The 23,039-nt window shown below is 41.3% G+C and carries 14 protein-coding genes and 1 other RNA gene; 5 read left to right on the top strand and 10 right to left on the bottom strand.

What is annotated here, in order from left to right:
- Both WN50_RS20420 and WN50_RS31085 read right to left on the bottom strand, forming a co-directional pair.
- The coding region (locus WN50_RS20420; RefSeq protein WP_046278255.1) for a class I tRNA ligase family protein at positions 1-1,085 on the bottom strand (1,085 nt) is incomplete at its 3' end.
- A 326-nt stretch (positions 1,086-1,411) separates the two neighbouring features.
- Positions 1,412-1,768: a hypothetical protein gene (locus WN50_RS31085; protein ID WP_046278254.1), complete on the bottom strand. Its 357-nt coding sequence runs from the start codon at positions 1,766-1,768 to the stop codon at positions 1,412-1,414.
- A gap of 227 nt (positions 1,769-1,995) precedes the next feature.
- On the opposite strand from WN50_RS31085, the gene ssrS reads away from it, so the two are divergent.
- Positions 1,996-2,187: non-coding RNA, 6S RNA (gene ssrS, locus WN50_RS31500), on the top strand.
- Positions 2,188-2,332: 145 nt separating this feature from the next.
- Positions 2,333-3,298 carry a GDSL-type esterase/lipase family protein gene (locus WN50_RS20410; protein ID WP_049560408.1) on the top strand — a complete coding sequence of 322 codons (966 nt, stop codon included), beginning with the start codon at positions 2,333-2,335 and terminating at the stop codon, positions 3,296-3,298.
- A gap of 95 nt (positions 3,299-3,393) precedes the next feature.
- Here WN50_RS20410 and WN50_RS20405 read toward each other — a convergent pair whose 3' ends face one another.
- Positions 3,394-3,597 (bottom strand): hypothetical protein, encoded by a 204-nt coding sequence (locus WN50_RS20405; RefSeq protein WP_046278253.1) that lies wholly within the window; start codon positions 3,595-3,597, stop codon positions 3,394-3,396.
- A 432-nt stretch (positions 3,598-4,029) separates the two neighbouring features.
- Between WN50_RS20405 and WN50_RS20400 the strand changes: the two genes are divergently transcribed.
- Both WN50_RS20400 and dcm read left to right on the top strand, forming a co-directional pair.
- A complete protein-coding gene (locus WN50_RS20400) occupies positions 4,030-8,496 on the top strand; it encodes a Calx-beta domain-containing protein (protein WP_046278252.1) in 4,467 nt (1,488 codons plus the stop codon).
- 134 nt (positions 8,497-8,630) lie between these two features.
- Positions 8,631-9,923, top strand: a complete 1,293-nt coding sequence (gene dcm / locus WN50_RS20395; RefSeq protein WP_046278251.1) for a DNA (cytosine-5-)-methyltransferase — start codon at positions 8,631-8,633, stop codon at positions 9,921-9,923.
- Between the two features lie 133 nt (positions 9,924-10,056).
- On the opposite strand, the gene WN50_RS20390 is transcribed toward dcm, so the two are convergent.
- On the bottom strand, positions 10,057-12,399 hold the full coding sequence (locus WN50_RS20390; RefSeq protein ID WP_160315413.1) for a diguanylate cyclase domain-containing protein: 2,343 nt from the start codon (positions 12,397-12,399) through the stop codon (positions 10,057-10,059).
- Between the two features lie 664 nt (positions 12,400-13,063).
- Complete coding sequence (locus tag WN50_RS20385) at positions 13,064-14,164, bottom strand: Vgb family protein (RefSeq protein WP_053221565.1); 1,101 nt, start codon at positions 14,162-14,164, stop codon at positions 13,064-13,066.
- A gap of 422 nt (positions 14,165-14,586) precedes the next feature.
- Between WN50_RS20385 and WN50_RS20380 the strand changes: the two genes are divergently transcribed.
- A complete protein-coding gene (locus tag WN50_RS20380; RefSeq protein ID WP_046279209.1) occupies positions 14,587-16,512 on the top strand; it encodes a serine/threonine-protein kinase in 1,926 nt (641 codons plus the stop codon).
- A 299-nt stretch (positions 16,513-16,811) separates the two neighbouring features.
- On the opposite strand, the gene WN50_RS20375 is transcribed toward WN50_RS20380, so the two are convergent.
- The 5 genes from WN50_RS20375 to WN50_RS20355 all read right to left on the bottom strand — a co-directional run bounded on the left by WN50_RS20375 (position 16,812) and on the right by WN50_RS20355 (position 22,813).
- Positions 16,812-17,417, bottom strand: coding sequence for a Uma2 family endonuclease (locus tag WN50_RS20375; protein WP_046279614.1), 606 nt, complete (start codon positions 17,415-17,417; stop codon positions 16,812-16,814).
- A gap of 150 nt (positions 17,418-17,567) precedes the next feature.
- On the bottom strand, positions 17,568-18,347 hold the full coding sequence (locus WN50_RS20370) for an ABC transporter permease (protein ID WP_046279613.1): 780 nt from the start codon (positions 18,345-18,347) through the stop codon (positions 17,568-17,570).
- 22 nt (positions 18,348-18,369) lie between these two features.
- Positions 18,370-19,620 carry a glycosyltransferase family 2 protein gene (locus tag WN50_RS20365; protein WP_049560489.1) on the bottom strand — a complete coding sequence of 417 codons (1,251 nt, stop codon included), beginning with the start codon at positions 19,618-19,620 and terminating at the stop codon, positions 18,370-18,372.
- A gap of 221 nt (positions 19,621-19,841) precedes the next feature.
- Complete coding sequence (locus WN50_RS20360; protein ID WP_046277140.1) at positions 19,842-21,323, bottom strand: carotenoid oxygenase family protein; 1,482 nt, start codon at positions 21,321-21,323, stop codon at positions 19,842-19,844.
- Between the two features lie 74 nt (positions 21,324-21,397).
- On the bottom strand, positions 21,398-22,813 hold the full coding sequence (locus tag WN50_RS20355; protein WP_046277141.1) for a folate/biopterin family MFS transporter: 1,416 nt from the start codon (positions 22,811-22,813) through the stop codon (positions 21,398-21,400).
- Positions 22,814-23,039 lie beyond the last annotated feature (226 nt).

Here is a 23,039-nt window from a genome sequence, read left to right as displayed (position 1 = left end):
GTTGATAATAGCGGTTCGATAGGAACTTTTCCGCGATCGCTATAGGGAACACTATGTTTATAATCTTCTATTTTAACTAAAAATCCCTCTTTTTCCAACTGTTTAACCACATTTTTTCGGGCGACAAATCGATCTTGTCCTTCAAAGCTTCCGGCGTTTTCATTCAACGAACCATTTTTATTTAAAATATTAATCATCGGCAGTTGATGACGTTGACCCATTTGAAAATCGTTCGGGTCGTGGGCGGGTGTTACTTTGACACAACCTGTTCCAAATTCGGGGTCTACAAATTCATCGGCGATAATCGGAATTTCCCGATTCATAATCGGTAATGTTACCGTTTTTCCGATTAAATGTTTGTAGCGAGGATCATTGGGATTGACTGCAACTGCGGTATCGCCTAACATGGTTTCAGGGCGAGTTGTTGCCACTTCAACATAGCCATTTCCTTCTGTTAACGGATAACGAAAATGCCACAAATTCCCCTGAACTTCTTTATTTTCAACCTCAACATCTGACACCGCAGATTCACTCGCCGGACACCAATTTACCATGTATTGACCGCGATAAATTAGCCCGTCTTCATACAACCGAACAAAGGCTTCAATTACCGCATTGGCTAACCCAACATCGAGGGTAAAACGTTCTCTTGTCCAGTCGGCTGAAATTCCTAAACGTCGCAGTTGTCCTGTAATTGTACCGCTTGATTGTTCTTTCCATTCCCAAGCCCGTTCAAGAAATTTTTCTCGTCCTAAGTCAAAACGGGTTTTTCCTTCTTGTTTGAGTTGTCGTTCAATAACACTATGAACCGCAATACTCGCATGGTCAGTTCCGGGAAGATAAAGCGTATTATAGCCTTTCATCCGATGATAACGAATGAGGGTATCAATCAAGGAATTATTGAAAGCGTGACCCATGTGCAGGCTTCCCGTGACGTTGGGGGGCGGAATCATAATACAATAGGGTGAGCCGGGATGGTTGGGGTCGGCTTTGAAGGTTTGTTTCTCCTCCCAGTAGGTTTGCCATTTGGCTTCGGTGGTAAACGGGTCGTATTTGCTGGGAAGGTTGGGGATAGTTGAGGTCATGGGCGATAATTGCAGACAATGTGAGCGTTTTGAATTGCTCTTAACATTTTGCCACAAAGCCAGAAGACCTAGAAACTTAATCTCGAACTTCTCAACTTTTACGGAAATTTCTACCAACAAAAAACAAACTCCCTGGGTTAGAGGGAGATGAACGGTTTATGTGGTTTTGTTTTAATAATCCTCAAGTGGTTTGACAAGCTTTAGGAACGGTTGAAAAAGACGTTAAAATTGTGATTGATCAGTACAAAAGGATTTATATTCCGAGCGATGTTACTAATACTGCAACGTTTGTGCGTTCGGTTTCTCGGTTGTCAAAAATCAGACTACTACTCATAATATTCGTAAGTGTCGCCATCGCACACACTCACACCGGATTGAATTAAAGCCCCTTCTCCGACTGTTCCCTCGGCATTTGGCCCTAAAACGCCCATGAAGTCGTACAGACAATCTCCGCGACCATCATCAATTACAATAGTGACTGATTCTCCAGGTCCTAGAACTTCACTACCTAAAATATCTTCTTCCCAGTCCTCAACTTGAGGGGGTGAAGCGTAGAACTCTTGTAAATTGCGACTGGTACGATTAACTAAGGTAAAGCTAACACTTTCAGTTTCGGCTTGAGCTTGCGTAGCGAACAGACCTATGATTAAGACTAACCCAAACACTACCCTTGATTTCAACATTGCTATTGCCCTGCTGTGTTTTATTAATTCGAGTCTACTGCTACCCACCCTCAAGTCGCATCAGGACATTTACGGAATTCTGTTGATGTCTCACTATCTCGAAAATCCGTAATTTCACGTAAATAGATGACAGGTATCGGGAGGTGGGGTTCCGGGGAAGACCTGATGAAGAAATAAGTAAATTTACCTCTCCACAGTTGAACAAGAATAGTTATAATAGTGAACAGGTTCTGCTGCGGCGTTGGTGACTGCCTTTATGTTTTTTTGATCTGTAAATCTCAATATTCGGGAACCAGAGAAACTTTGAGTGGCAGTATACCGGACTTAGCATCCGGAAACTTCAAGCTCAACAAAGGTACCCACTTTAAAAAAGTATATTGAGGTCAAAAACTGGGGTAAAACGGCGCTGCGGTAAGCCTACATCTGAACGATACAAGTGTGTTCTCCAGTTTGTCCTGTGTGAACACCAAGATGTTTGTCGGGTTTTTGAGAATTTTCAAGTTTGGGAGGATTTAAGCCAGTCCGATGCTAAGATTGGCTTAAATTTTTTTACTTTTTAGTCTTATGTCTGTGCCTAAAACGGGTTTAGAAATGTTCCAGCAACGGCTTGTCGCTCTCTATAACAAGCAAATATACACCCGTTTACCAACTCCTGCTTTTACTCCCCTTTCTCGGGACTGGATACAGATTTTTCACGATGAAGCTCAGTTAATGAAACAAGTCATTGCTTCTCAATCTAATTCTACACGTTTGGGGGTTTTATTGGGGGATTCTCTGAGTATGTGGTTTCCCGCTTCTTTGCTTCCTGAAGGAAGATTTTGGCTAAATCAAGGGATTTCTGGAGATACAACCGGAGGAATTTGTAAACGGTTGTTTGCTTTGGATGCGGTTAAACCGGATGCAATTTATATTCTCGCTGGAATTAACGATTTAAAGTTAAAAACTCCGCTCAAGATTATTCTAGCAAACTATCGCCGCATTTTGCAAGATTTACAACAAAAACATCCGAATTCTCAGCTTTTTGTTCAATCTTTATTCCCGACTTTGTTACCCAGTCAGTTTTTATCTTTTACGATTCCTAATTCTCAAATTCTGCAACTCAACCAAGAACTTAAAATACTCGCTCAACAAGCAGGTGCTATTTATCTCGATTTTCATTCTCGCTTTAGCGATCATTCAGGTAATTTGCAGTCAAAATTCACAACAGATGGATTACATTTAAGTTCAGTTGGTTATCAAGTGTGGCAATTTGCTTTATCTCAAAGCGAATCTCGTTTGGCAAAAAAAAGAGATGAAAAGTATCAGAAATGGCTGCTATCTTCGCCCGAATTTAAGTTAAATGGAAAGTCCTATCGTTGGATTTCCTACAGCGTTAAACCGCGAGATACTTTAAAAACGATTGCTCTGGAAGTCTTTGGAACGGATGAATTTGACTACTGTGATTTGATTGCCATCCGAAATCAGCTCATTTCTGAATCGGTTCAAGACTATCAACGGCTTGAAATTCCTGTGATTCAATCCCCTGATTAAACCGACCAAAAATCTAAATAAGTAAAAGCAGACTCTCTACTGAATGTGAACTTCGAGTTTCTAGTCTGCTTTGATCACAACTTTTAAGGATTAATCTATAGAGACATCGAATTGGCTTGTCGAGAAGCCATTTTTTCAAAATAAGCTTGAGTTTGTTGTAACATTTGCTCGCGACTATCTTTACCTTCTTGAGTCAAAGCGGGAACCAAGTTACGAGCCTGCAACGTCATGTGAAGTTGAAGGTCAGCCACATACTCGCTGACATCGTGATGCAGTGAACAAGACGGATATTGTGTCATCTGTGAATGTGAATTCAAAGTGTTCTCCTGGTGGTAAGTCAACTGCAATCGGTAAACACCTCTAGACAGTATCATGCAGAACAGGCTTTCTCGTCAAACGCTTAACGATCTGTAATCCTGAGTCCCAAAGTCGTTTATACTCTGTTACATTTCACTTGGCGACCGTAAACGAGAACCTGATCAACAGAAGACCTACTGGGAATTGCTTCCGGTTGAAAAAATGTTAATAGCCTAGCCCATAGTGGGTAAGCTAAAACAGATTTGAAACCACCTGATGTGTATTCCCTTAAAGATGCAACAGTCAAGTCCTAGCAAGGGTTTGGGATTCTCCCTTCACCTCCGTTAGACTCCTGCTTGATTGTGTTCATTTTTACAATGATCCTTCACAGTATTCACATTTGAACTGTCCACCTGTTCACGAACACGAGTGTTATGGCTAATATTATCGGTGCTGAAGATCCAGATTTACTTGAGGGAACACTTGAGGCTGACCTCATTCAAGGACTAGCAGGGGATGATACCCTGATTGGTTTCCTGGGTAATGATACGCTACAAGGAAACTCAGACAATGACTCGATTCTCGGAAGTCGAGACGATGATCTATTACAAGGGGACGAGGGAAACGACTCTTTATTCGGCGAATTTGGGAATGATACCGTTGAAGGCGGCTTAGGAGACGACTTTTTATTCGGTAACGAAGGCGATGATTTCATCAGTGATATTGGCGGAAGCGATACCCTCTATGGCGGTCAAGGCAATGATACGCTTGTTAACTTAGAAGGCAATGACCAACTATTTGGCGATCTCGATAATGATATCCTCTACACAGGCTTAGGCTTGAATACCCTGACAGGAGGAGCGGGAGCCGACTTATTTGTGATTGGTCGCTCACTCAATGGCGGCTTAACAGATATTATTACTGATTTTCGAGCCGGATTTGATTTAATTGCCTTAACAGATGATTTAGAATTTGAAGATTTAGAATTCGTTCAAACCGGAAACGATACAACGATTATTGATCGCGAAAGTCGGGAAGAATTGGCGATTTTACAAGCCACTCAACGCAATACTCTGATTCGCTCGAACTTTACCAAATCCATCTCGACAATTACTTCTGTCGTGGAGTTTAGTGAACAATCCATTCAAATTCGAGAAAATCAAACTTCTGCTTTTGTAGAAATCGGCATTCAACGGACAGGTTCTCCCCTCAACACCGTTGGCGGAAAATTGTTGCTATCAGAAGCGAATTCTTCGTCTGACGATTTAGACTTGTCCCCTGAAGGAATTGAAGTTATTTTTGCTCCCTTTGAAACCTTCAAACGAGTAACTATTCCTATTAATAACGATGATCAATTTGAAGGAGATGAATCGATTAGTTTGCGGTTAACTGATCCGATTGGCGGCGCCACGATTGGGGAACAGAGCGAATTAGTGGTTAATATTGAAGATGATGAGCGACCCCCTACGCCGACTCCGACACCCACCCCCACACCCACACCCGACGACGATACACTGACTATTCCTCCCACTCCGCCGATTACTGCCTCAACGGTTTCGGTTTCCGTATCACCGACAAACGTTCCAGAAGATCAAGGTCAGGGATTAGTTTATACTTTTAGCCGTTCTAGTGGTTCTCTGTTAACAGGGATTATTGTTGATTTTGCGATCGCAGGAAGTGCTGAGTTAGGAACAGATTATACCGTAACGGGAGCCTTAGAATTTTCCGACGGAGAGGGAACTATTGTTTTTGCACCGAATGAATCTACAACTCAAATAACTCTCACTCCTGTTGCCAATGATATCTTTGAAGCCGATAAAACGATTGAATTAACGATCGCAGAATCGGGAACTTTGTATGAAGCTGATCCAGCAGGTCAGTCCGCCACAGGTACGATTGTCAACGACGATGATCCCCCCGATCCCCCTGTTTACGACTTTAGCAAAGCCGAATTTATTGGGGTTGAAGGCGATCCCGACAATCGGCAACAAGTTGAAATTATTGTTAGTCGCTCGGCGGATGTCGATTTACAGTCACAAGTTGATATTATTTTAACCGATGGCACAGCGATTGAGGGAACCGATTATCAAACTCCGCCTCAGCCAACACCCCTGATCTTTTTACCTGGAGAAACCGAAAAATCGGTATTCGTTGATCTGATTCCCAATACAGAGGAACAACCCTCAAGAAGCCTCAATCTCAGCTTTGATAACTTCCAAATTATTGCAGATGGTAATCCGATTATCGGCGGACAAGTTGGTGTCAATAACCCAGCCGCCACAATCACAATTAACGATGATGACGGCGCCACAACCTACGAGTTTAACAACTCCTTGTTTACAACCTCCGAAGGCGATGTTTTAAACACTGTTGATGATGTCGTTGAAATCATTCGGACAGGACGCCTTGATCCTTCTTCAGTGACGGTAAACTTGCAGGGAATTAATAACGCTTTACCGGGTGTTGACTTTGCCGCAGGGCCAATTACAGTTGATTTTGCAGCGAATCAAACCATTGCAACAGTTCCCATTGAGATCATCGGAAATGTGATTCCGCAGCCGAATAAAACGGTCAGGTTATCGTTAGCCCCTTCTACCGGACAACAGGTTGGGACGGAAAATCCGACGGCTAATTTAATTATTGTTGATGATGACGACATTCCCACCTACGACTTTACCACCAGTCAGTACACAGCCAGTGAAGATGACGGGATAACAGAAGTCGTAACTGTTCTTCGCAGTGGAAATGCCGAGGCGGCGTCCTCGGTGGATGTGGTTCTGACAACGGCAGCATCAGACGGCGCTATACCTGGAGAAGATATTACACCCGAACGAGTTACCGTGAATTTTGCGCCCGGTGAAACCACTCAAACAATACCTCTAGAAATCATAGACGATACGATAGAAGAAGAAGCCGAAGCGGTGAATTTACGCTTGGAAAACTTTGCGCCCCAAGGACAAACAGGTAACACGTTCCCAACTGCGAATTTATCGATTTTAGATAATGATTCGCCTCCAGTTTACAATTTTTCTTTGGCGAATTTCAGCACTGTGGAAGGTAATGCAGTTAATCAAACAACCGTTGTTGAAGTCTCTCGTTCCGGGGAAACTACTAATGCTTCTCGGGTGGATGTGGTTCTGACTCAGCAAACTGCCGAAGCGGGTACTGATTATGTAAACAGCCCGATTACGATTGAGTTTGCTCCGGGTGAAACGACTCAAATCGTACCGATTCAAATTTTAGGTGATGATCGCGTCGAAAGTGATGAAACGCTGGGATTGAGTTTTGACAATTTCATCATTATTGGTAACAATGGTCAGGAAATTGAGGGCGGACGGGCTGGAACGTCGCAACCGCAGTCAGTTTTAACAATAGAAAATGATGATACGGCGACGGTTTCTATTACCGCTATTCAAACTGATGCGATTGAAGCCGATCTGAGTCGAGAAATAGAGGCTCAAAATGGTATATTCCGTATACAGCGATCGCCTGATCCGGTGGGTGAGTTAACCGTTAATTTGACAGTTTCAGGCAATAAACTGTTATTAACTCAGCTATTAACTCAGCCAGAATTTGAGTTGAAAATTGGTGAGGAACCTGTTGAGATAGTGGTTGATGCAGCAACAAATACCGCGACTGCAACGGTAACGCTTCCCAATCAAGCGGCGAGTGTGGATATCACGTTAATTCCCCTTGATGATGATCAAGCTGAAGCTAGTGAATCCCTGACGTTAACGATAGCAGAAATTGACGCTTCTGAATATGTGATTGATTCGGAAGATAACGAAGCAACGGTTACTCTGTTGGCGAATGATACACAAGTCACCCGTTTAACGGATAGCGATCAAATTGACGATGAACAGGCTTATTTTGATGCGGTTGAGGGTTCGTTGCGACAAGCGTTAATTAATGCTGAAAGCTTTTCTGATGCCGATACGATTACCTTTGCTCCTCAAGCTGCTGGTGTTAATACGATTAATTTGGTTGCAGCATTACCCAATATTAACAGTAATATTACGTTTGACGGCCCTGGTGCCAATCGCCTAACGATTCAGCGCGATGTTGAAGAAGCCTTTAACATTTTCACCATCAATGGTGGAATAGTTCAAATTGAAGGTTTAACAATTGCGAACGGATTAGCTGAAGGAACGATAGATGATGCTGAAAATACCACTCAGGGAAGCCGGGGTGGTGCAATTGATATTTCATCGACATCAAGCGTTGTAGTGATAGAAAATAGTGTGATTCAAGGAAGTCGAGCTAATAATGGAGGAGCGATTGCTAACCTAAGCCGTTCATTAACCATTAATAACAGCACAATTACAGATAATACAGGAAGTAATGGTGGAGGTATCCTGAATTTAGGTGGCACAATTCGGATTACTAACAGTACAATTGCTAACAATAATGCTGATTCGGGAGGGGGTATCTTTAACTTTGGTGGATTGACTCTCACGAATAGCACAATTGCTTACAATACTGCTGAAAGCGGTGGTGGAGGTTTGACCAATTTAGAGACAGCTAATCTCAAAAATACCCTGGTTGCAGCTAATAATGCTCCTAATAATCCTGATATTTCAGCAGGAGTAGAGTTTCCCGTTAATAGTGGTGGAAATAACTTAATTGGAAATGCAACAGGTGTTAATGGGTTAACAAATGGACAAAACGGCGATATTGTTGGTGTTGCGCCTGATGCTTTGTTCATCGATACTTTAGCTGATAATGGGGGACTCACTCCAACGATCGCATTATCAACAGGAAGTAGTCCAGCGATTAATGCGGGAGATGCCGAATTTTCGGGCGTATTTACAGTTCCCGGAGCGTTCGATCAACGAGGTGACGGATTCCCTCGAATTGTTAACAATGTGATTGATATTGGGGCGTTTGAGTTCCAAGGTTAACCCATTTGTAGGGGCGCTCTTGCTTGCGCCCTGATATTGCTATAAACCCGGTTTTGCAAATAAACTGGGTTTTCTATTTACCCGAAAAACTGCTATAATATCTTTCAGAATAGACCGAAATCAATACAGTTGTAGTGCTTAAGTTCATTGACCTATTTGCGGGAATAGGGGGTTTAAGATTAGGGTTTGAAAAGGGAATTGAGTCTATTGGTTTGAGGGGAGAATGTGTGTTAGCTAGTGAAATTGATAGCGACGCCAATCAAGTCTATTCTCAAAATTTTCAGCACATTCCCGCCGGAGATATTCGCCAAATTCAATCTTTACCTGAACATGATGTTTTACTCGCTGGTTTTCCTTGTCAGTCTTTTTCCTATGCGGGAAAAAAACAAGGCTTTGGGGAGATTCGCGGAACACTATTTTTTGAAATAATGCGGCTGATTGACACCCATAAACCCAAAGTGTTAATCTTGGAAAATGTGCGGGGTTTAACCACCCATGATAACGGTAAAACTTTAGCGACCATTGAACATGAAATCCAATTAAGAGGCTACAGTTTTTATAAATTTGTTTTAAATAGTGTTAACTTTGGCTTACCTCAAAATCGGGTTCGCGTTTACATGATTGGGGTATTAAACGCATCTCCTCAATTTAACCTGATTTCAGACGTAGGGCCGAAAGATACTCATGCTTATAATGCAGTTCAGCTTAATTCTTATAGTTTAAACGATTTACCACCAAAAGTCAAAGATATTCTCGAAGAAAATCCAGATTCATCGTTTGATTGTTCACCGGAATTTGTACAAGCCTTAAACAAAGTGGTTCAGGGAGATTTTAACAAATTACATGGAGTTAGATTAATTGACTATCGGGGTGGAAATTCTATTCATTCTTGGGAATTGGGTTTGCGAGGAGAATGTAGCGAAGATGAAATCAATTTAATGAATTTACTGATAACGGAAAGACGCCAGAAAAAATTTGGCAAACATCAAGATGGTAAACCGTTAAATTTTGAACAAATTGCTAGTTTTTTTAAACATCCGAATCTCCCCAAAATATTAGAGTCTCTTGTCAAAAAGCGTTATTTACAAATGACCAACGGACAATATAAACCCGTTTCAGGTAACTTCTCTTTTGAAGTTTATAAATTTCTCGATCCAGAGAAAGTATCTGTCACCTTAGTCGCGAGTGATGCGAATCGAATTGGAGTTTATCACAATAATAGAGTTCGTCGAATTACGCCTAGAGAAGCCGCCCGTTTACAGGGATTTCCCGATAGCTTTCAACTTCATTCTAATCCCAAAAAAGCCTTTTATCAATTGGGAAACTCAGTAAGTATTAATGTAATTACCGCTATTACTCAAGATGTCATATCGATCATCTGGAACAATTCAATGCAGAATATTACCTGTAATATCATGTCCGGTTGAACAGTTATAAATAAACGACAGAGGAGTCAGGAGTCAGGAGTCAGGAGTCAGGAGTCAGGAGGAAATCAAGAAGAAGAAAGAGGAGGATTATGAGAAAGTTTTTTATCACTAATTATCCGAACATGATATAACATTACGAAACTAAATAACTTAAGCAGTAAGTATTACGTTGCTGTTTGGCTTCATAAAGTGCTTTATCTGCTCGACTGACTAGGGCTTCAAAGCGATTATATAAGGTAGGAATTGTGGTGGAAATTCCAATACTCATCGTGACAAACTCACTGACAGAAGAGCAAGAATGTTCTATTGCTAGTTTTTGAACAGCTTCGTGAATTTGTTGAGCGACTTGAATTGCACCTTCAGCATTCGTATTGGGTAAAAGCACAACAAATTCTTCGCCGCCATAACGAGCAACTAAATCGCTAGAACGTTTGAGGCTTTGCTGAATAGTTTGAGCGACTTGTTGCAAACAATAATCTCCTGCTTGATGTCCGTAGGTGTCGTTATAAAGTTTAAAATGATCGACATCTAATAACAGCAATGATAAAGAATGTTGTTCTCGTTGCGCTCGTTTCCACTCCTGATCTAAATATTGATCAAAATATCGACGGTTAGCAATTTGTGTCAATCCATCAAGGATTGCTAATTGTTCGAGTTGCTGATAAAGTTCCGATTGTTTAATGGCAATTGCTAATTGATCTGCAACAGCACTCGCTAATTCAATTTCCCAGGTTTCCCAAGAGGAATGATGATGGTTTCTCACCAAGCTTAAACTGCCCCATAATACCGAATCAAAGTGTAACGGTATCATCAACCAAGTTCCCGGAAAAGAGTCAGCATAGTCTTGATTAAACGCTTCTGGATAATACTTAGCATTATCAATTCTAAACACCTTTAGCCGCTTTAGTCTCGTGGTCATTTCATTCTCTTGAGCGGAAAATTCTAACCCAAAAGCACTTGGAGCATCGGGAGAAAGATGGTAGTCAGCGACATTTCGCCACAGCTTTTGATCAGCTAAATATCGAGCAATAATGGTTCGTTCAACTTGCAGTAATTTACAGACTTCTTCGGTGGCAGTTGAGAAGATTTTTTCTAAATTTAAAGAGGTACGAATGGCTTGAATGACTTGATTAAGAGCTTGTTCTCGTTGAGCTTGACGTTGAGTTTGTTGATAAAGTTGGCTTTGTCCGATCGCAATTCCAACTTGAGTAGCGAGTTGTTCCAGCAATTCGGTTTCATGGGGTTGCCATTGTCTCGGTTGATCGCATTGATGAGCAATTAATAACCCCCATAATTTTTCCCCTTGCAAAATCGGAACGACTAAATTTGACCTCACCTGAAACTGAGATAATAAATTGATATAACAGTCAGTCAGATTTGCTTTTAAAATATCTTCTATCGCTCTAATTCGACCTTGTTGGTACTGTTCAATATAAGTTTTTGAAAAACAGGGATCGTAGATATTTGTGTCTAAAATTGATAATTCCGGCGTGATTACCGACTCGACGATCACAACCCCACTCCAGTCTGGTTCAAAACGAAAAATAACCGTTCGATCTGCTTGCAAAAGTTGTCGAACTTCCATTACAGTTGTATTGAGAATTTTATCTAAATCAAGAGATTGACGAATCCGTTGAGCGGTGGCGGCTAAAAGTTTCTCTCGTTCGATAGTTTGTTGTAATGTAATTTCTACTTGTTTGTGTTCTTTTAAAGCGGCTTGACGTTCACTAATATCAACCATAACGCCGCGAAGTTTGATAGCTTGACCGTTTTCAATTACAATACTCGCAATATCTTGTACCCATACAATACGTCCATCTGCGGCTATCATCCGATACTCGATTTGGCTATCCTGTAAAGACTCTACCATTTGATACTTAGAGTCAAGTACCCGTTGACGATCTTCGGGATGAATATGATTGTTCCAGAAATTAGCTTCACTCAACCAAAATTCGATGGGATATCCTAAAATTTGTTCGGCTTTTTGACTGACAAAAGATATTTTTTGAGTAGACAAGTCAAACTCCCAAACTAAGCCGTTGAGAGAATCAACTAACGACTGATAGACTTGTTGAGACTGTTGTAATTGATCATCGCTTTGGATGTTTTTCTGTTCGGTAATCTCAGAAAAATTATACAATATTGTTGTTTTATCGAAATATAACCACTTAATTTTGACTAAAATTCTGCGTTTTTTACCGTCTTTATCGGTAACTGGAGATTCGATATTACTTTGTTCTTCGGTTGTCTTTAATAAACTCTCATTCAGCCCTATCTGTGCGAACAGTTGACTCAAATTTCCCATGTTTTGGACTTCGGGCAGGCTATAGCCAAACAAAATATTAACGTTTGGGCTAATATAAATAAACTCTCCAGCCTGATCGGTGATTACAACAACATCAGAAATATTACTAAAAATATGCTGATGCAAAGCTTTTAACTGTTGCAGTTCTTGTTTAAGTGAGTCTCGTCTCAAGTTTGAGGTGAATTTCTGGACGTGATATCGATGGGATTTTTCTCTTTTTATTGATTTAAAATTTCGGGGATGTATTTTCATATAAATCAAACTTTTTTTGCGGGGTAATTTTAAAGATTAATGGGTTTTGGTAATTTGAAAAAATACAAATTTATTTTGATTAAACCCGGATTAAATATCCCAAATTATGCAAATTTAAGTACATATAACTGATTTGTTTTGTTTGAAAAATAACGAAAAAAGCCTTAGAACATACAATCTCAGCTAGCTGAAAACAGGGTTGACGATTGAAAAGCACAAAATCCATCCTTCTAATTTACCAGATTTTGAGTCTAATCAAAAGATATATTAAGAATTGTAAATCTAACTTTTCTAACATTTTTCAATGAATCTCTTTTTTGTTCTGGCTATAACAAAACATATAATCATTAGTGTTTTTTAATTTTTTCTCTTCCCCATAATCTTGATAACCCCTAAAAATTAAATCATTTTATTTGGGAGTTAACTTATATTTTTAATAACTAATTTTTACTATTTAAATATGTAAATTTTAGCCGTCATTAAGATTTATTTTTATATCTACAAATTTGCTGTCTATAAAATAAACCCCCGGCGTTTGCCGAGGGCTAATCTGTTGCCGAATTTATTCAAGATCAAAAAAGGATTATCGACGGAATTTAGTCTGAATTCCCCAAACTCCAATTGCTAGCAAACTTAACACAGAAACGGGTTCCGGCACTGTTTTCAGAGGAATCTGTGTGGTAAAAGTGATCCCAATAGGACGGAGTAACTTGTCATTCGGCGCAACAAAAACTGCACTGGTATTTCCGACAGAAGGCAACGGTTCGACCGTAATGCCATCGTAGCGCAGAATCGCTCCAACATTACCATTTGTAAAATCAAAACCGACTGCATAAAGGATGTTATTAGGGTCAAAAGTTAAATTCCCAATAAAATTATTACTTGGAATTGTTCCCGTGTAGTTTGTAGATAAAACACTCACTAAATCACCCGTTTCTAGATCGTAGCGGCGAATATCATTGGCAAAATCACTGACCCATAAATCTCCCTCAAACCCCAACGCTAACCCCAATAAACTGACAAAGCCAAAACTATCGGGTGAGGGCGTCGGTTCAGCAAATACCGTCGAGGTTTTTGTGGCAAGATCAAAACGCAACACCTGACTGGGAAGACCTGCGCTAAAGTCAGCCTGACCATTGGTGGCAATACTCCCCTCAGTCGTCACATAGAGACTACCATCGGGGCTAAACAACAAATCATTTGGCCCATTTAACCCTCCAGGTTGACCGTTACCGGAGGCAAATACATCCACAAACGCCCCTGTCAGCCCATCAAAACGCAGGATTTCGTCACTCAAAAAACTGCTGACATAGAGGTAGCCATCCGGCCCAAACGCCGCCCCATAAGGCCGAAATAAGCCGTTACCCGAAGCAAAGATATCGATAAATTCTCCGGTGATCCCATTGTAACGGAGGATAGCCGAAGTTTCCGGCGTTGTTCCACTGGTAATATATAGGTTGCCATCAGGGCCAAAATTCAAGTCATCTGGAGAAAGTAATCCTCCACTTCCGGGTGCGATAAATTCACGCAAAAATTCGCCGTTTTGTTCATCAAACAGGAGAATATTATTTCCTTCTGTATTCCCCACTAATAAAGCCGCTTGACTGGGTAAAGCATTCACACCGGGAAACGCTAAAGTCCCGATAATAGCCGCAGCAGAAGCAATGCGTGGCATTGTTGTCATTGGGTTTTTCAAGTTCTTAACATTGGATTAATACAAGCAACATCCCCAAATCAGATCAATAAGGGGTTTGAGTTCGTATTGTCCCAATATAGATAGCCTAAACCCCAGAAAACCAGAGCCTTGTGTAAAATCCAATAGGGAGAGTTGTAAAAATCATGTAAATCTCTCAAAGTTCCTGGGTTGACCCTGCGACGGTCTCGCAAAAGGGCTGATAAGGCTTAAAATACCAGTGAACCCTCTTGATCAACTTTAATTGTTGTCCCTGGTCTTGATCTGATCAAGATGGCTATACCCGTGATGATCACTGTCTCTAATGTAAATTGGGCATGGGAGCCTATTGAATTGGATTCTCAGATCGACTGCTAATCTAAAATTTACTACACCCGACTCAACTTGAACCCTGAGTTTCATCCCTCAAATCCATGAGTACCTCCATTTATCCGGGCATGATCCTGCGAAACCATTATCACATTATGCGCCAATTGGGGCATGGTGGTTTTGGACGCACCTACTTAGCAGAAGATCAGTATCGGTTTAACGAACTATGTGTGTTAAAGGAATTCGCCCCGCAAGTTCAAGGAAGTTATGGCTTGCAAAAGTCTCAAGAACTCTTTGAACGAGAAGCCCAAATTCTCTATCAACTCAAACATCCGCAAATTCCTTGTTTTCGAGAACTGTTCCGTGAGAAAATTGATGGCAAGGGTTATTTGTTTGTCGTTCAAGATTATGTCAAGGGTTCAACCTATCGAGAATTAATCACCCAATACAAAAGCCAGGGAACTCGCTTCAGTGAACTGGAAGTGACACAAGTTATGTTGCAGCTATTACCTGTGCTGCAATACATTCACTCTCATGGGGTGATTCATCGCGATATCTCTCCCGATAATGTGATTCGACGTCAAGCTGATGGATTACCGGTTTTGATTGATTTTGGAGGTGTAAAACAGATTAAAGCCAAGGTTGATTCTGAATTGGGTGTTCGTCAGCTTCCGCCCAGTCCTGCGACTCGTTTGGGAAAACTGGGTTATGCTCCCGAAGAACAAATGCAGATGGGAATTGCTTCTCCTCACAGTGATTTGTATAGCTTGGCGGCGACGATGGTGGTTATGTTGACCGGAAAAGAACCCCAGCATCTGATTGATAGTTATCATCTCACCTGGAATTGGCGATCGCAAGCAACAGTCAATCCGAAGTTAGCCGCAATTTTGGATAAAATGTTGGCGTACAAACCCGAGGATCGCTATCAAAGCGCCTCGCAAGTCCTACAAGCGCTCAACGATACCCCAGTTGTACTCCCTCATATTCCCACACAAACCCCGCCGGAGATCGATCATTTGCCTGTGGTGTTAACCCAGCCTCCGCCCGTAGAAATGCCAATTCCTACCCCTATTGCTGCGACTCCAAACACAGTTCTCCAAAAAACCCAATATCAATGGCTGAAACTTCCCTGGAATTTATCTTCAACTTGGAGAACGGTACTGTTAGTCACGGTTTCTATGGTGGTTATGGGGGGAATTGGTTGGATGAGTGGTTCTTACTGGATGAATCGCCTCCCCAAATCAGAAGATAGCCAATTTACAGCGATGGGTGAACTGCAACGTCAGGAGTTTATCCAAAATCGCCGTCAAGAGTTAGGTGTCGATTATCAATATTTGATTGAACTGGTGAATGAGGAATTTTATCATCGTTATCCCACTCAAAGGGGCCGAACGTTAACGTCTGATTCTGCTGATGCTTCCTGGCGAAAACGATGGGATAAAACGGCTTATGATGTGTTAAATCGACTCGCTGTAATTAGTGATGAATCTCGCCGTAAATTAGGACAGTACACCGTCGCTGATCTTGAACAGTGGAAGAGGGATGCCGATGCGTTAAATTTAAGTAGTCGTGCCTTAGAAGATTTATCGGATGCTCGATTTTTCTATTTATTTTCTGAACAACCTCGTGGTCAAAATTTACTGGATTTGCCTATTGGTCAGGTTTGGCAAGCCTTAAGTGCGGATCAATTAAAGTTGTTACAGCAAGGGCAGAATCTAAAAGAGGTTCAGTTTGATGAGAATGCCAGCAATAAACTGATACAAGGAGTCTTACAACCGGGTGAGGGAAAAGTCTATATTGCTTGGCTAAAACGGAAGCAAAATTTACGGATAAAATTAAACGTGCCACAGAAATCTACTTTTCTTTCTGTCTATACTCCGAGTCGCCGCAAAAAAGCTAAAACAATACTGGAAGATGCGAGACTTCAGAGTTGGTCAGGACAGTTAGATGATACAGGTTATTATGAAATTGTCGTAGTTTCTGATTCCAAAGAGCCGATTAATTATGAGTTGATTCTCGACGTTGAATAAGGTTATCTAAAATCCTTAAATGTTGGCTATAGATGATTGATAGGGAGTTTTTACAGTGATCAGTCTTGTAGGGGTAATTCATGAATTACTCCTACCAGTTATATCATGGCCGGATAATTAGTGATAAAAAACTTTCTCATAATCCTCCTCTTTCTTCTTCTTGATTTCCTCCTGACTCCTGACTCCTGACTCCTGACTCCTGACTCCTGACTCCTGACTCCTGACTCCTGACTCCTGACTCCTGACCCCTGACTCCTGACTCCTGACTCCTGACTCCTCTGTCGTTTATTTATAACTGTTCAACCGGACATGATATCAGCAGTTGCTGTTGATTCTTTCTCAAGGGTGACATCTTCATAAAGATCAGTCAAGGATACCGTTAAATTTAAACTTTGCAAAGGAAAAGTCGCTTCGCTAGGAGTATAGGTTTTAAAAATCCATCCCCCTTGTTCGTTGCGTCGGAAAATTTCAACTCGTTGATGTTTAGTGTTTACTAAAACATATTCTTCCAGACTGTCTAAAGTTTGGTAGTCGTTGAATTTGTCTCCTCTATCAAAGGCTTCGGTACTTGCAGAAAGCACTTCAATAATTAGTTTAGGAAAGCGTTTATAGGTAGCAGTTTCTTGGTCTTGGGGGTCACAAGTTACGAGAATATCGGGATAATAAAAGCAGTTGCATTGTTCGAGACGGGCTTTAATATCGGCAAAATAAACACGGCAGTTTGTTCCGCGTAGGTGGCTGCGAATGAGAGTAAACAGGTTTCCTGCAATTGTGTTATGGGTGTCGGTTGTTCCTGCCATTGCGTAGATTTCGCCATCAATATATTCGTGTTTGACAGGGCTTTGAGTTTCGAGTTCCAGGTATTGTTCTGGAGTTAGGGGATAATGGTCAGAAAGGGCTATCATCGTTTTGGTGTTCCGCGTAGGTGGTTTTGGACAATGGAAAAATTAAGGCTTGTTGGATATCTTATTTGTTTGAGGGATAATTCTAATATAGCGATTGTCTGTAGAATTTGAGGTGAATTGTTGACGTTGAATAGAATTGACTCTCAGTTATTAAGCGCCCATTCCTGAATATTGTCGCAGTCCTTTTCGCCATAACCAACGGTTCAATACAAACATTACAATACCCCAACCTAACATGACTAATAATCCTCGCCCAATATCGGTTGTTGTTCCGACTAATACTGACGCGGGAAAATGGACTAAGTAAGGAAACGGTGTCCAGAGAATAATTTCTCGCAGGGTTGGCGGAAACATTTCTAGGGGGGCGATGATTCCAGACAAAAAGGAATAGGGAAGAAGCCAAATATTTTCTAAGGCGGATGCCCGTTCTATCCAGAAGGCAGTTAGGGCTAAGGTATATTGAATCACAAACCGCAAGCAAAAAGCTACAAATATTATCAAAATAAAGGTTAAAATTGTGGTAAAATTAGGTATCCAAAAGGCTTGAGGATAAAGACTAAAAAACAGCAATACCAATCCTATAATAAACGGAAATCGAGCAAATCGTTCGGCGATGTGAGAGAGAAAATGATGCCAAACGGGATCAATCGGTTGTAATAATCGCGGTGATAATTTTCCTTGGACAACTTCTTTTTCAAATTCCCAAATCACCCAAACCACGTTAGATTGTCGGACGATAAAAGCCGCTAGAAAATAACGGGCAAATTCAACAGGTTGTAGGGCGAGTTCTTGAGATTGAGCGGCTTTTATCCAGATTCCCATGACTATAAAAGGCAATGAACCTGACAATGCCCATAAAAAAAGTTCTGCCCGATACTCTAACATATAGGCATAGTAAGTCGTGAGTAAAGTTTTGGCAGTTTTCCACATTTTTGAATGTTAATCTGTTGTTTTACTGAATTAAAATATTTTTCTGAATGGTAATAATCTCTTTATTATTTTCTAAAATCAAAAGATTCATAAATAGCTTTAAATTGCTAGGAGACAATAGGGAGGGAAATAAAAATTTTGAGGCTTTATTGATTTTTCCCCGTTGAACTGCCTTTAAACCCCCCTGAAGTTTAAGATAGGTTTTTAGTTGCTGAGAATCAGAAATCTCTGCTTCTAAATCTGGATTGACTGAGGAAGAATTACTTTTTAATTCAGAAGCTAATCCCGAGAGTTTAGACTGCTGACGAGTTGCTATTGATAACAACAGCATTTTCCAAGCTTTCGCTGATAAAATAGCAGAAGAAACCATCTTCAACGCTGGATTAATTTTCGCAGTTTTCAAGGCAACTAATCCCCAATGTAATCTTAAATAATTGCGAATCTGATCAAGGTCAGGAAGCCGATGATGATGCTTTTGATGAACCAGAGGATAAATTTTCTCTTTCATTAAAATATTCATTTTTAGTCGCTTTTCGGGGGTCAGCTTTTGACTATAAGCTCCAGACCAAATCGTTCGGAAACCTAGACAACGATTAATAAAAATAGCATCGCCAAACTGAGCTATTTTAATCCAAGAATCAATATCATCACAATTCAAATCTACACTGGAATCCCAACCACCCGACTTAATAAACGCATCTCGCTGATAAGCCACTTGTACAGGAGTCCCAAAGGGAACTTGTTCCAGTAACATTCCATAATGAATGTCTTCTTGAGGAATATAAAATGCTTTTCCGGGGCCAACAATTCGAGTTCGACTGAGTTCTCGTCCATTGGGGTCAATCTGTGCAGCTTGGCAAGAACAAATAACCGCTTTCGAGTGAGTTTCTGGTGTAATTGTCGTTTGATGAATGGCGATCGCTTGCCGAATTTCTTCTAAACAATTGGGTGCAAGATAATCATCATCATCAAGAGGCTTGATCCACTCTCCCGATGCCACACTTACGCCTAAATTCATGGTTTTGCAGTGACCACTATTGCTATGATTACGATGGTAAATCAAACGGCGATCGCTGTGTTGCGGCTGAGATTGACACAAACCCTTGACATATTCTTCAGTCCCATCGGAGGAACAATCATCTGCAACCACCACCTCACAGGGTATCGTTTGCTTTAAAGCTGAGTCAATCGCCCGTTTTAACAAATTCAAGCGATTGTAAGTGGTGATGACGATACTAAACCGGATTTCCACTGTAGACGCTTCTTGAGGCATCGCTGAATAAGAGTAGATGAGTAGAGGTTTCCCCAGAATCTTGCCTAGACCAACCTGAGTTAATCCCAGCTAGGAGTTTGACTCCACAGTAGCATTACTGGATCAGATTAGGCTAGATCGATTTGAACAAACAACCCAGTTAACCCCAATCTATTCAAATTCCACACCCTCCCCTTGAGGAAAAGGCATGGAATCTAATGCAGCGAAGACAACTTTAATCTTTAAATCTGAGCAAACGTCCCGTGTAAACCGTAGGGAATGTGATGTTTGAGATGCAGTTTAGCAACGGGCTGATTAATATCTTTTGCATCTAAAATCACAATATCAGATCTATGATAACACGCATCATAGACTAATGTCAACAGCCAGCCATCATCTTCATTCACACCGTTGGGATGAGGAACAAACACAGGTTCACCGGAAAAGCCGTGAGGGGCTGCACTCCAGAGTTGACGTTCACCTGTCTGTAAGTCTAGCTTGAGAACCGCTTGTAGGGGTGCATTTCCTTCCGCGTCATGGGCGGCGCCGATATAAATATAACGATAAGCACGCCCCACCCATTCGGGATGTAAGCTGGGAAATTCACAACAACGACTGTCGATTTGTTGACGTTCGACTTTACCTGTTTTTAGATTAATATCAAAATGCCACAATTGCCCCGGCGCGAGGGTGGTAAAATCAGTATCTTGGAAATCAGCTTGCGGATCTACACCCGGAAGCGATTCATAACAAATCGAATCAACACAAATTTCATCTCCTTTTTCGTAGGCGTTGGCGTGATGGAAAACAAACCCAGACTGAGTTTCAAAACACCTAATTCCGGGTTGTTGTTTTTGATTTCGAGGAATCACTAAAATCCTTGTCGGTTGTTTCGGTTTAAATTCAACACATTCTCCCGCCCCACACAACCCAAACAGAAAAGGTAGAGGATTAAAACGAACGGGATTTTGAAAGAAAATGCAGTAATTTGGAGTAATCACGAAATCGTGAATAAAGGCAAATCCCGGTACTGAATGGGCGTGTTTGCGTAAAAGTTTGCCTTGGGGATTGAGTTCGTAGATTGTAATTGTAGTGGATAATCCGGGTTTAATCGAGAAGTTAACTAAACAAGGTTCACCGCCATCAAACTCACAATGAGGATCAATACAAGGATGAGCGGAAAACGCATCACCCGGTTGTAAAATGCCATTGAGGTTATCAAGTCCAATGGTTTCTAAAGTTTGGGGATGGAGTTGATAAGGTTCGGCAGCTTCCCACAAGGCTAATAATTTACCGCCCCAATAAATCACTTGAGTATTGGCAATATTTTTTAACCGAAAATCAAAGGCATTCGCCAACAAACCGCCCGGTTTCTGAGTTCCAAATACACCCCGATAGAGGGGTTTTCCTGCTTTTTGTTCTTCAACATAGGCCTGAGTCCGCACATAACGGTTACGATAATGGGCGCGACCCTGAGAAAATGTAATGGCTGAAATCATGCCATCTCCGTCAAACGGATGACGCAGGGGATAACCGTTAATATCCAATAAACCGGGGCCGTTTCGATACAGGGTTCCTGCTAATTCAGGCGGAATTTCTCCTTCAATATCTTCTATGGGATAGTCGTATTCATTGGGTTGAGATTGATAGCCTTTTTGCCAGTCTTTGGTGTTGTAAGATAATCCTTCTTTAACAACAGGTTTTGGCGTTTCTAGGTTGGTCATTGTTCCTTGGGCGACTGTGAGAGGTTGAATAGAGGTTCAGACAAAAATTGACTCAGACGTTCTTGGATTTTACCCTAATCTCGAATTCCAATTCCTTCATATTCGGGGACATAATCGGGAACATGGTGATGTCCAATTTTTGCAGAAATGGGCGTTTGGGGATGAGAATCTTCTCCCTCATTTTGGGCGTTAACATGGGGCAACCAGTTAATAAAAGGCAGGGGAAGAAGTGTAGAAAGATTTGTCAGAATTACCAGTAACCAAAGGTTGTCAAATTGATTTTCGGTGACTCCAAACAGATGCGTTAATAATGCGCCAGATTCATAGGAGAGGAGTCCTGCTAAATTGGAAACCGACATTAATAAGGCAAATAATGTTGCTTCCACTCCTGGCGGACACAAACGCGCCGCTAACACTAAAACAGGCATATAGGCGATTTGTCCGATGACGGTTAAAATCAGACTATCGCCCAAACTAAACCAATAATCATCTATTCCTAAAGCACGGTTCGCATGAGTCACTAGCAACAGGGTTGTCATCCCGAGAAGTGATGAGAAAACGGTAGACCAAGCGAATATTTTCCGAAAGGGAACGGTTTTAAAAAAGCGTTGAAACAGGAAAACGCCTAACAAAGAAGCAATACTGGTGACGAGGCGAACTCGCCCTAAAAATTCCGGTTGAAATCCCAGTTCGTTTGTGGTGAAATAAAAGAAGGCAGAATCCGCCGTTGGAGTGGCTTGCCAGATGAATACAAACGCCATCGGTAGCCAGATTGTTTTTTGGGTTACGGCTTGACGGAGTTGACTCAATTGTTGTTTAACGGTATCTAAATTAGAGCGATCGCCATTCACTTTTTCTTCTGTAATTAACCAAGCCACACCGCAAACAATTAAAGGGAAACTTGCGGTAATCAGAAATATTGTTTGTACGCTAAAAATTTCTAAGAGAAAACCACTTAAATAGGCGGTAATTAATCCCCCTAAAGCCGAAGTTCCCCAACACAAAGATTGTAGCGAACCCACATCACTCAGAGATTCTTGACGCGCCCTTTCAACAACTAATGAGTCTACAATGACATCACTGATGGCGACAGAGAGGGAACTGAGGGTAATGACTAAAGTGGCTGCGAGGGGACTATTAACTACGGTTGCTAGAGCAATCCAGGCGATCGCACCGAGAAAACCTGATAAGATTAGATAGGGTCGGCGACGATAGCCCAAAATCGGTAAACCGTCGGAGATGAAGCCAAATACAGGTTTGATCACCCAAGGTAAAGCAATGATTCCCAACATCGCTGAGACTTCCGCAGGTGTCATTCCTAAATCATCTTTGAGAAAGAAGCTAACGGCGAGTCGTGCGAGTCCCAGAATGCCTTGAACGAAGTATACGAGTAAAATTGCCATCAGTTGCGGGGTTGGCTTGTTACCGAAAAATATATTTTTCTTGATATTGGCTTTGATTTCGGCTAGCCCCGTCGAAGATATAAGCATTTGGTAAACAAAAGTTAAGAAATATAAATACTTATAACACAGGTTTTGCCAGGACTGGTATCTGCCTATCGGGTTAATCTCCTCTCTCCGATGACTGATAGTAGAGTATTTTAGCGGTTTTGCCAAAAATCGGGAGCAAAATCAAGGCGTTTGCAGTCTATCGATTCGGGATTCTACAAGTAAATGGAGCAATCCGAAACTGCTGATCGCTTTGGGTTGGCAGTTT

The sequence above is a fragment of the Limnoraphis robusta CS-951 genome, from assembly GCF_000972705.2.
Note: the sequence above shows the minus strand (reverse complement) of the source record. Positions and strands in the feature narration are given on the sequence as shown.

Bases quoted from the DNA above. Each gene is read 5' to 3' on its own strand.
- WN50_RS20370 (WP_046279613.1), bottom strand. From the start codon at position 18,347: ATGTGGAAAACTGCCAAAACTTTACTCACGACTTACTATGCCTATATG.
- WN50_RS20410 (WP_049560408.1), top strand. From the start codon at position 2,333: ATGTCTGTGCCTAAAACGGGTTTAGAAATGTTCCAGCAACGGCTTGTC.
- WN50_RS20380 (WP_046279209.1), top strand. From the start codon at position 14,587: ATGAGTACCTCCATTTATCCGGGCATGATCCTGCGAAACCATTATCAC.
- WN50_RS20355 (WP_046277141.1), bottom strand. From the start codon at position 22,813: ATGCTTATATCTTCGACGGGGCTAGCCGAAATCAAAGCCAATATCAAG.
- WN50_RS20405 (WP_046278253.1), bottom strand. From the start codon at position 3,597: ATGACACAATATCCGTCTTGTTCACTGCATCACGATGTCAGCGAGTAT.
- WN50_RS20360 (WP_046277140.1), bottom strand. From the start codon at position 21,323: ATGACCAACCTAGAAACGCCAAAACCTGTTGTTAAAGAAGGATTATCT.
- WN50_RS20400 (WP_046278252.1), top strand. From the start codon at position 4,030: ATGGCTAATATTATCGGTGCTGAAGATCCAGATTTACTTGAGGGAACA.
- WN50_RS20365 (WP_049560489.1), bottom strand. From the start codon at position 19,620: ATGCCTCAAGAAGCGTCTACAGTGGAAATCCGGTTTAGTATCGTCATC.
- WN50_RS20375 (WP_046279614.1), bottom strand. From the start codon at position 17,417: ATGATAGCCCTTTCTGACCATTATCCCCTAACTCCAGAACAATACCTG.
- WN50_RS20385 (WP_053221565.1), bottom strand. From the start codon at position 14,164: ATGACAACAATGCCACGCATTGCTTCTGCTGCGGCTATTATCGGGACT.
- WN50_RS31085 (WP_046278254.1), bottom strand. From the start codon at position 1,768: ATGTTGAAATCAAGGGTAGTGTTTGGGTTAGTCTTAATCATAGGTCTG.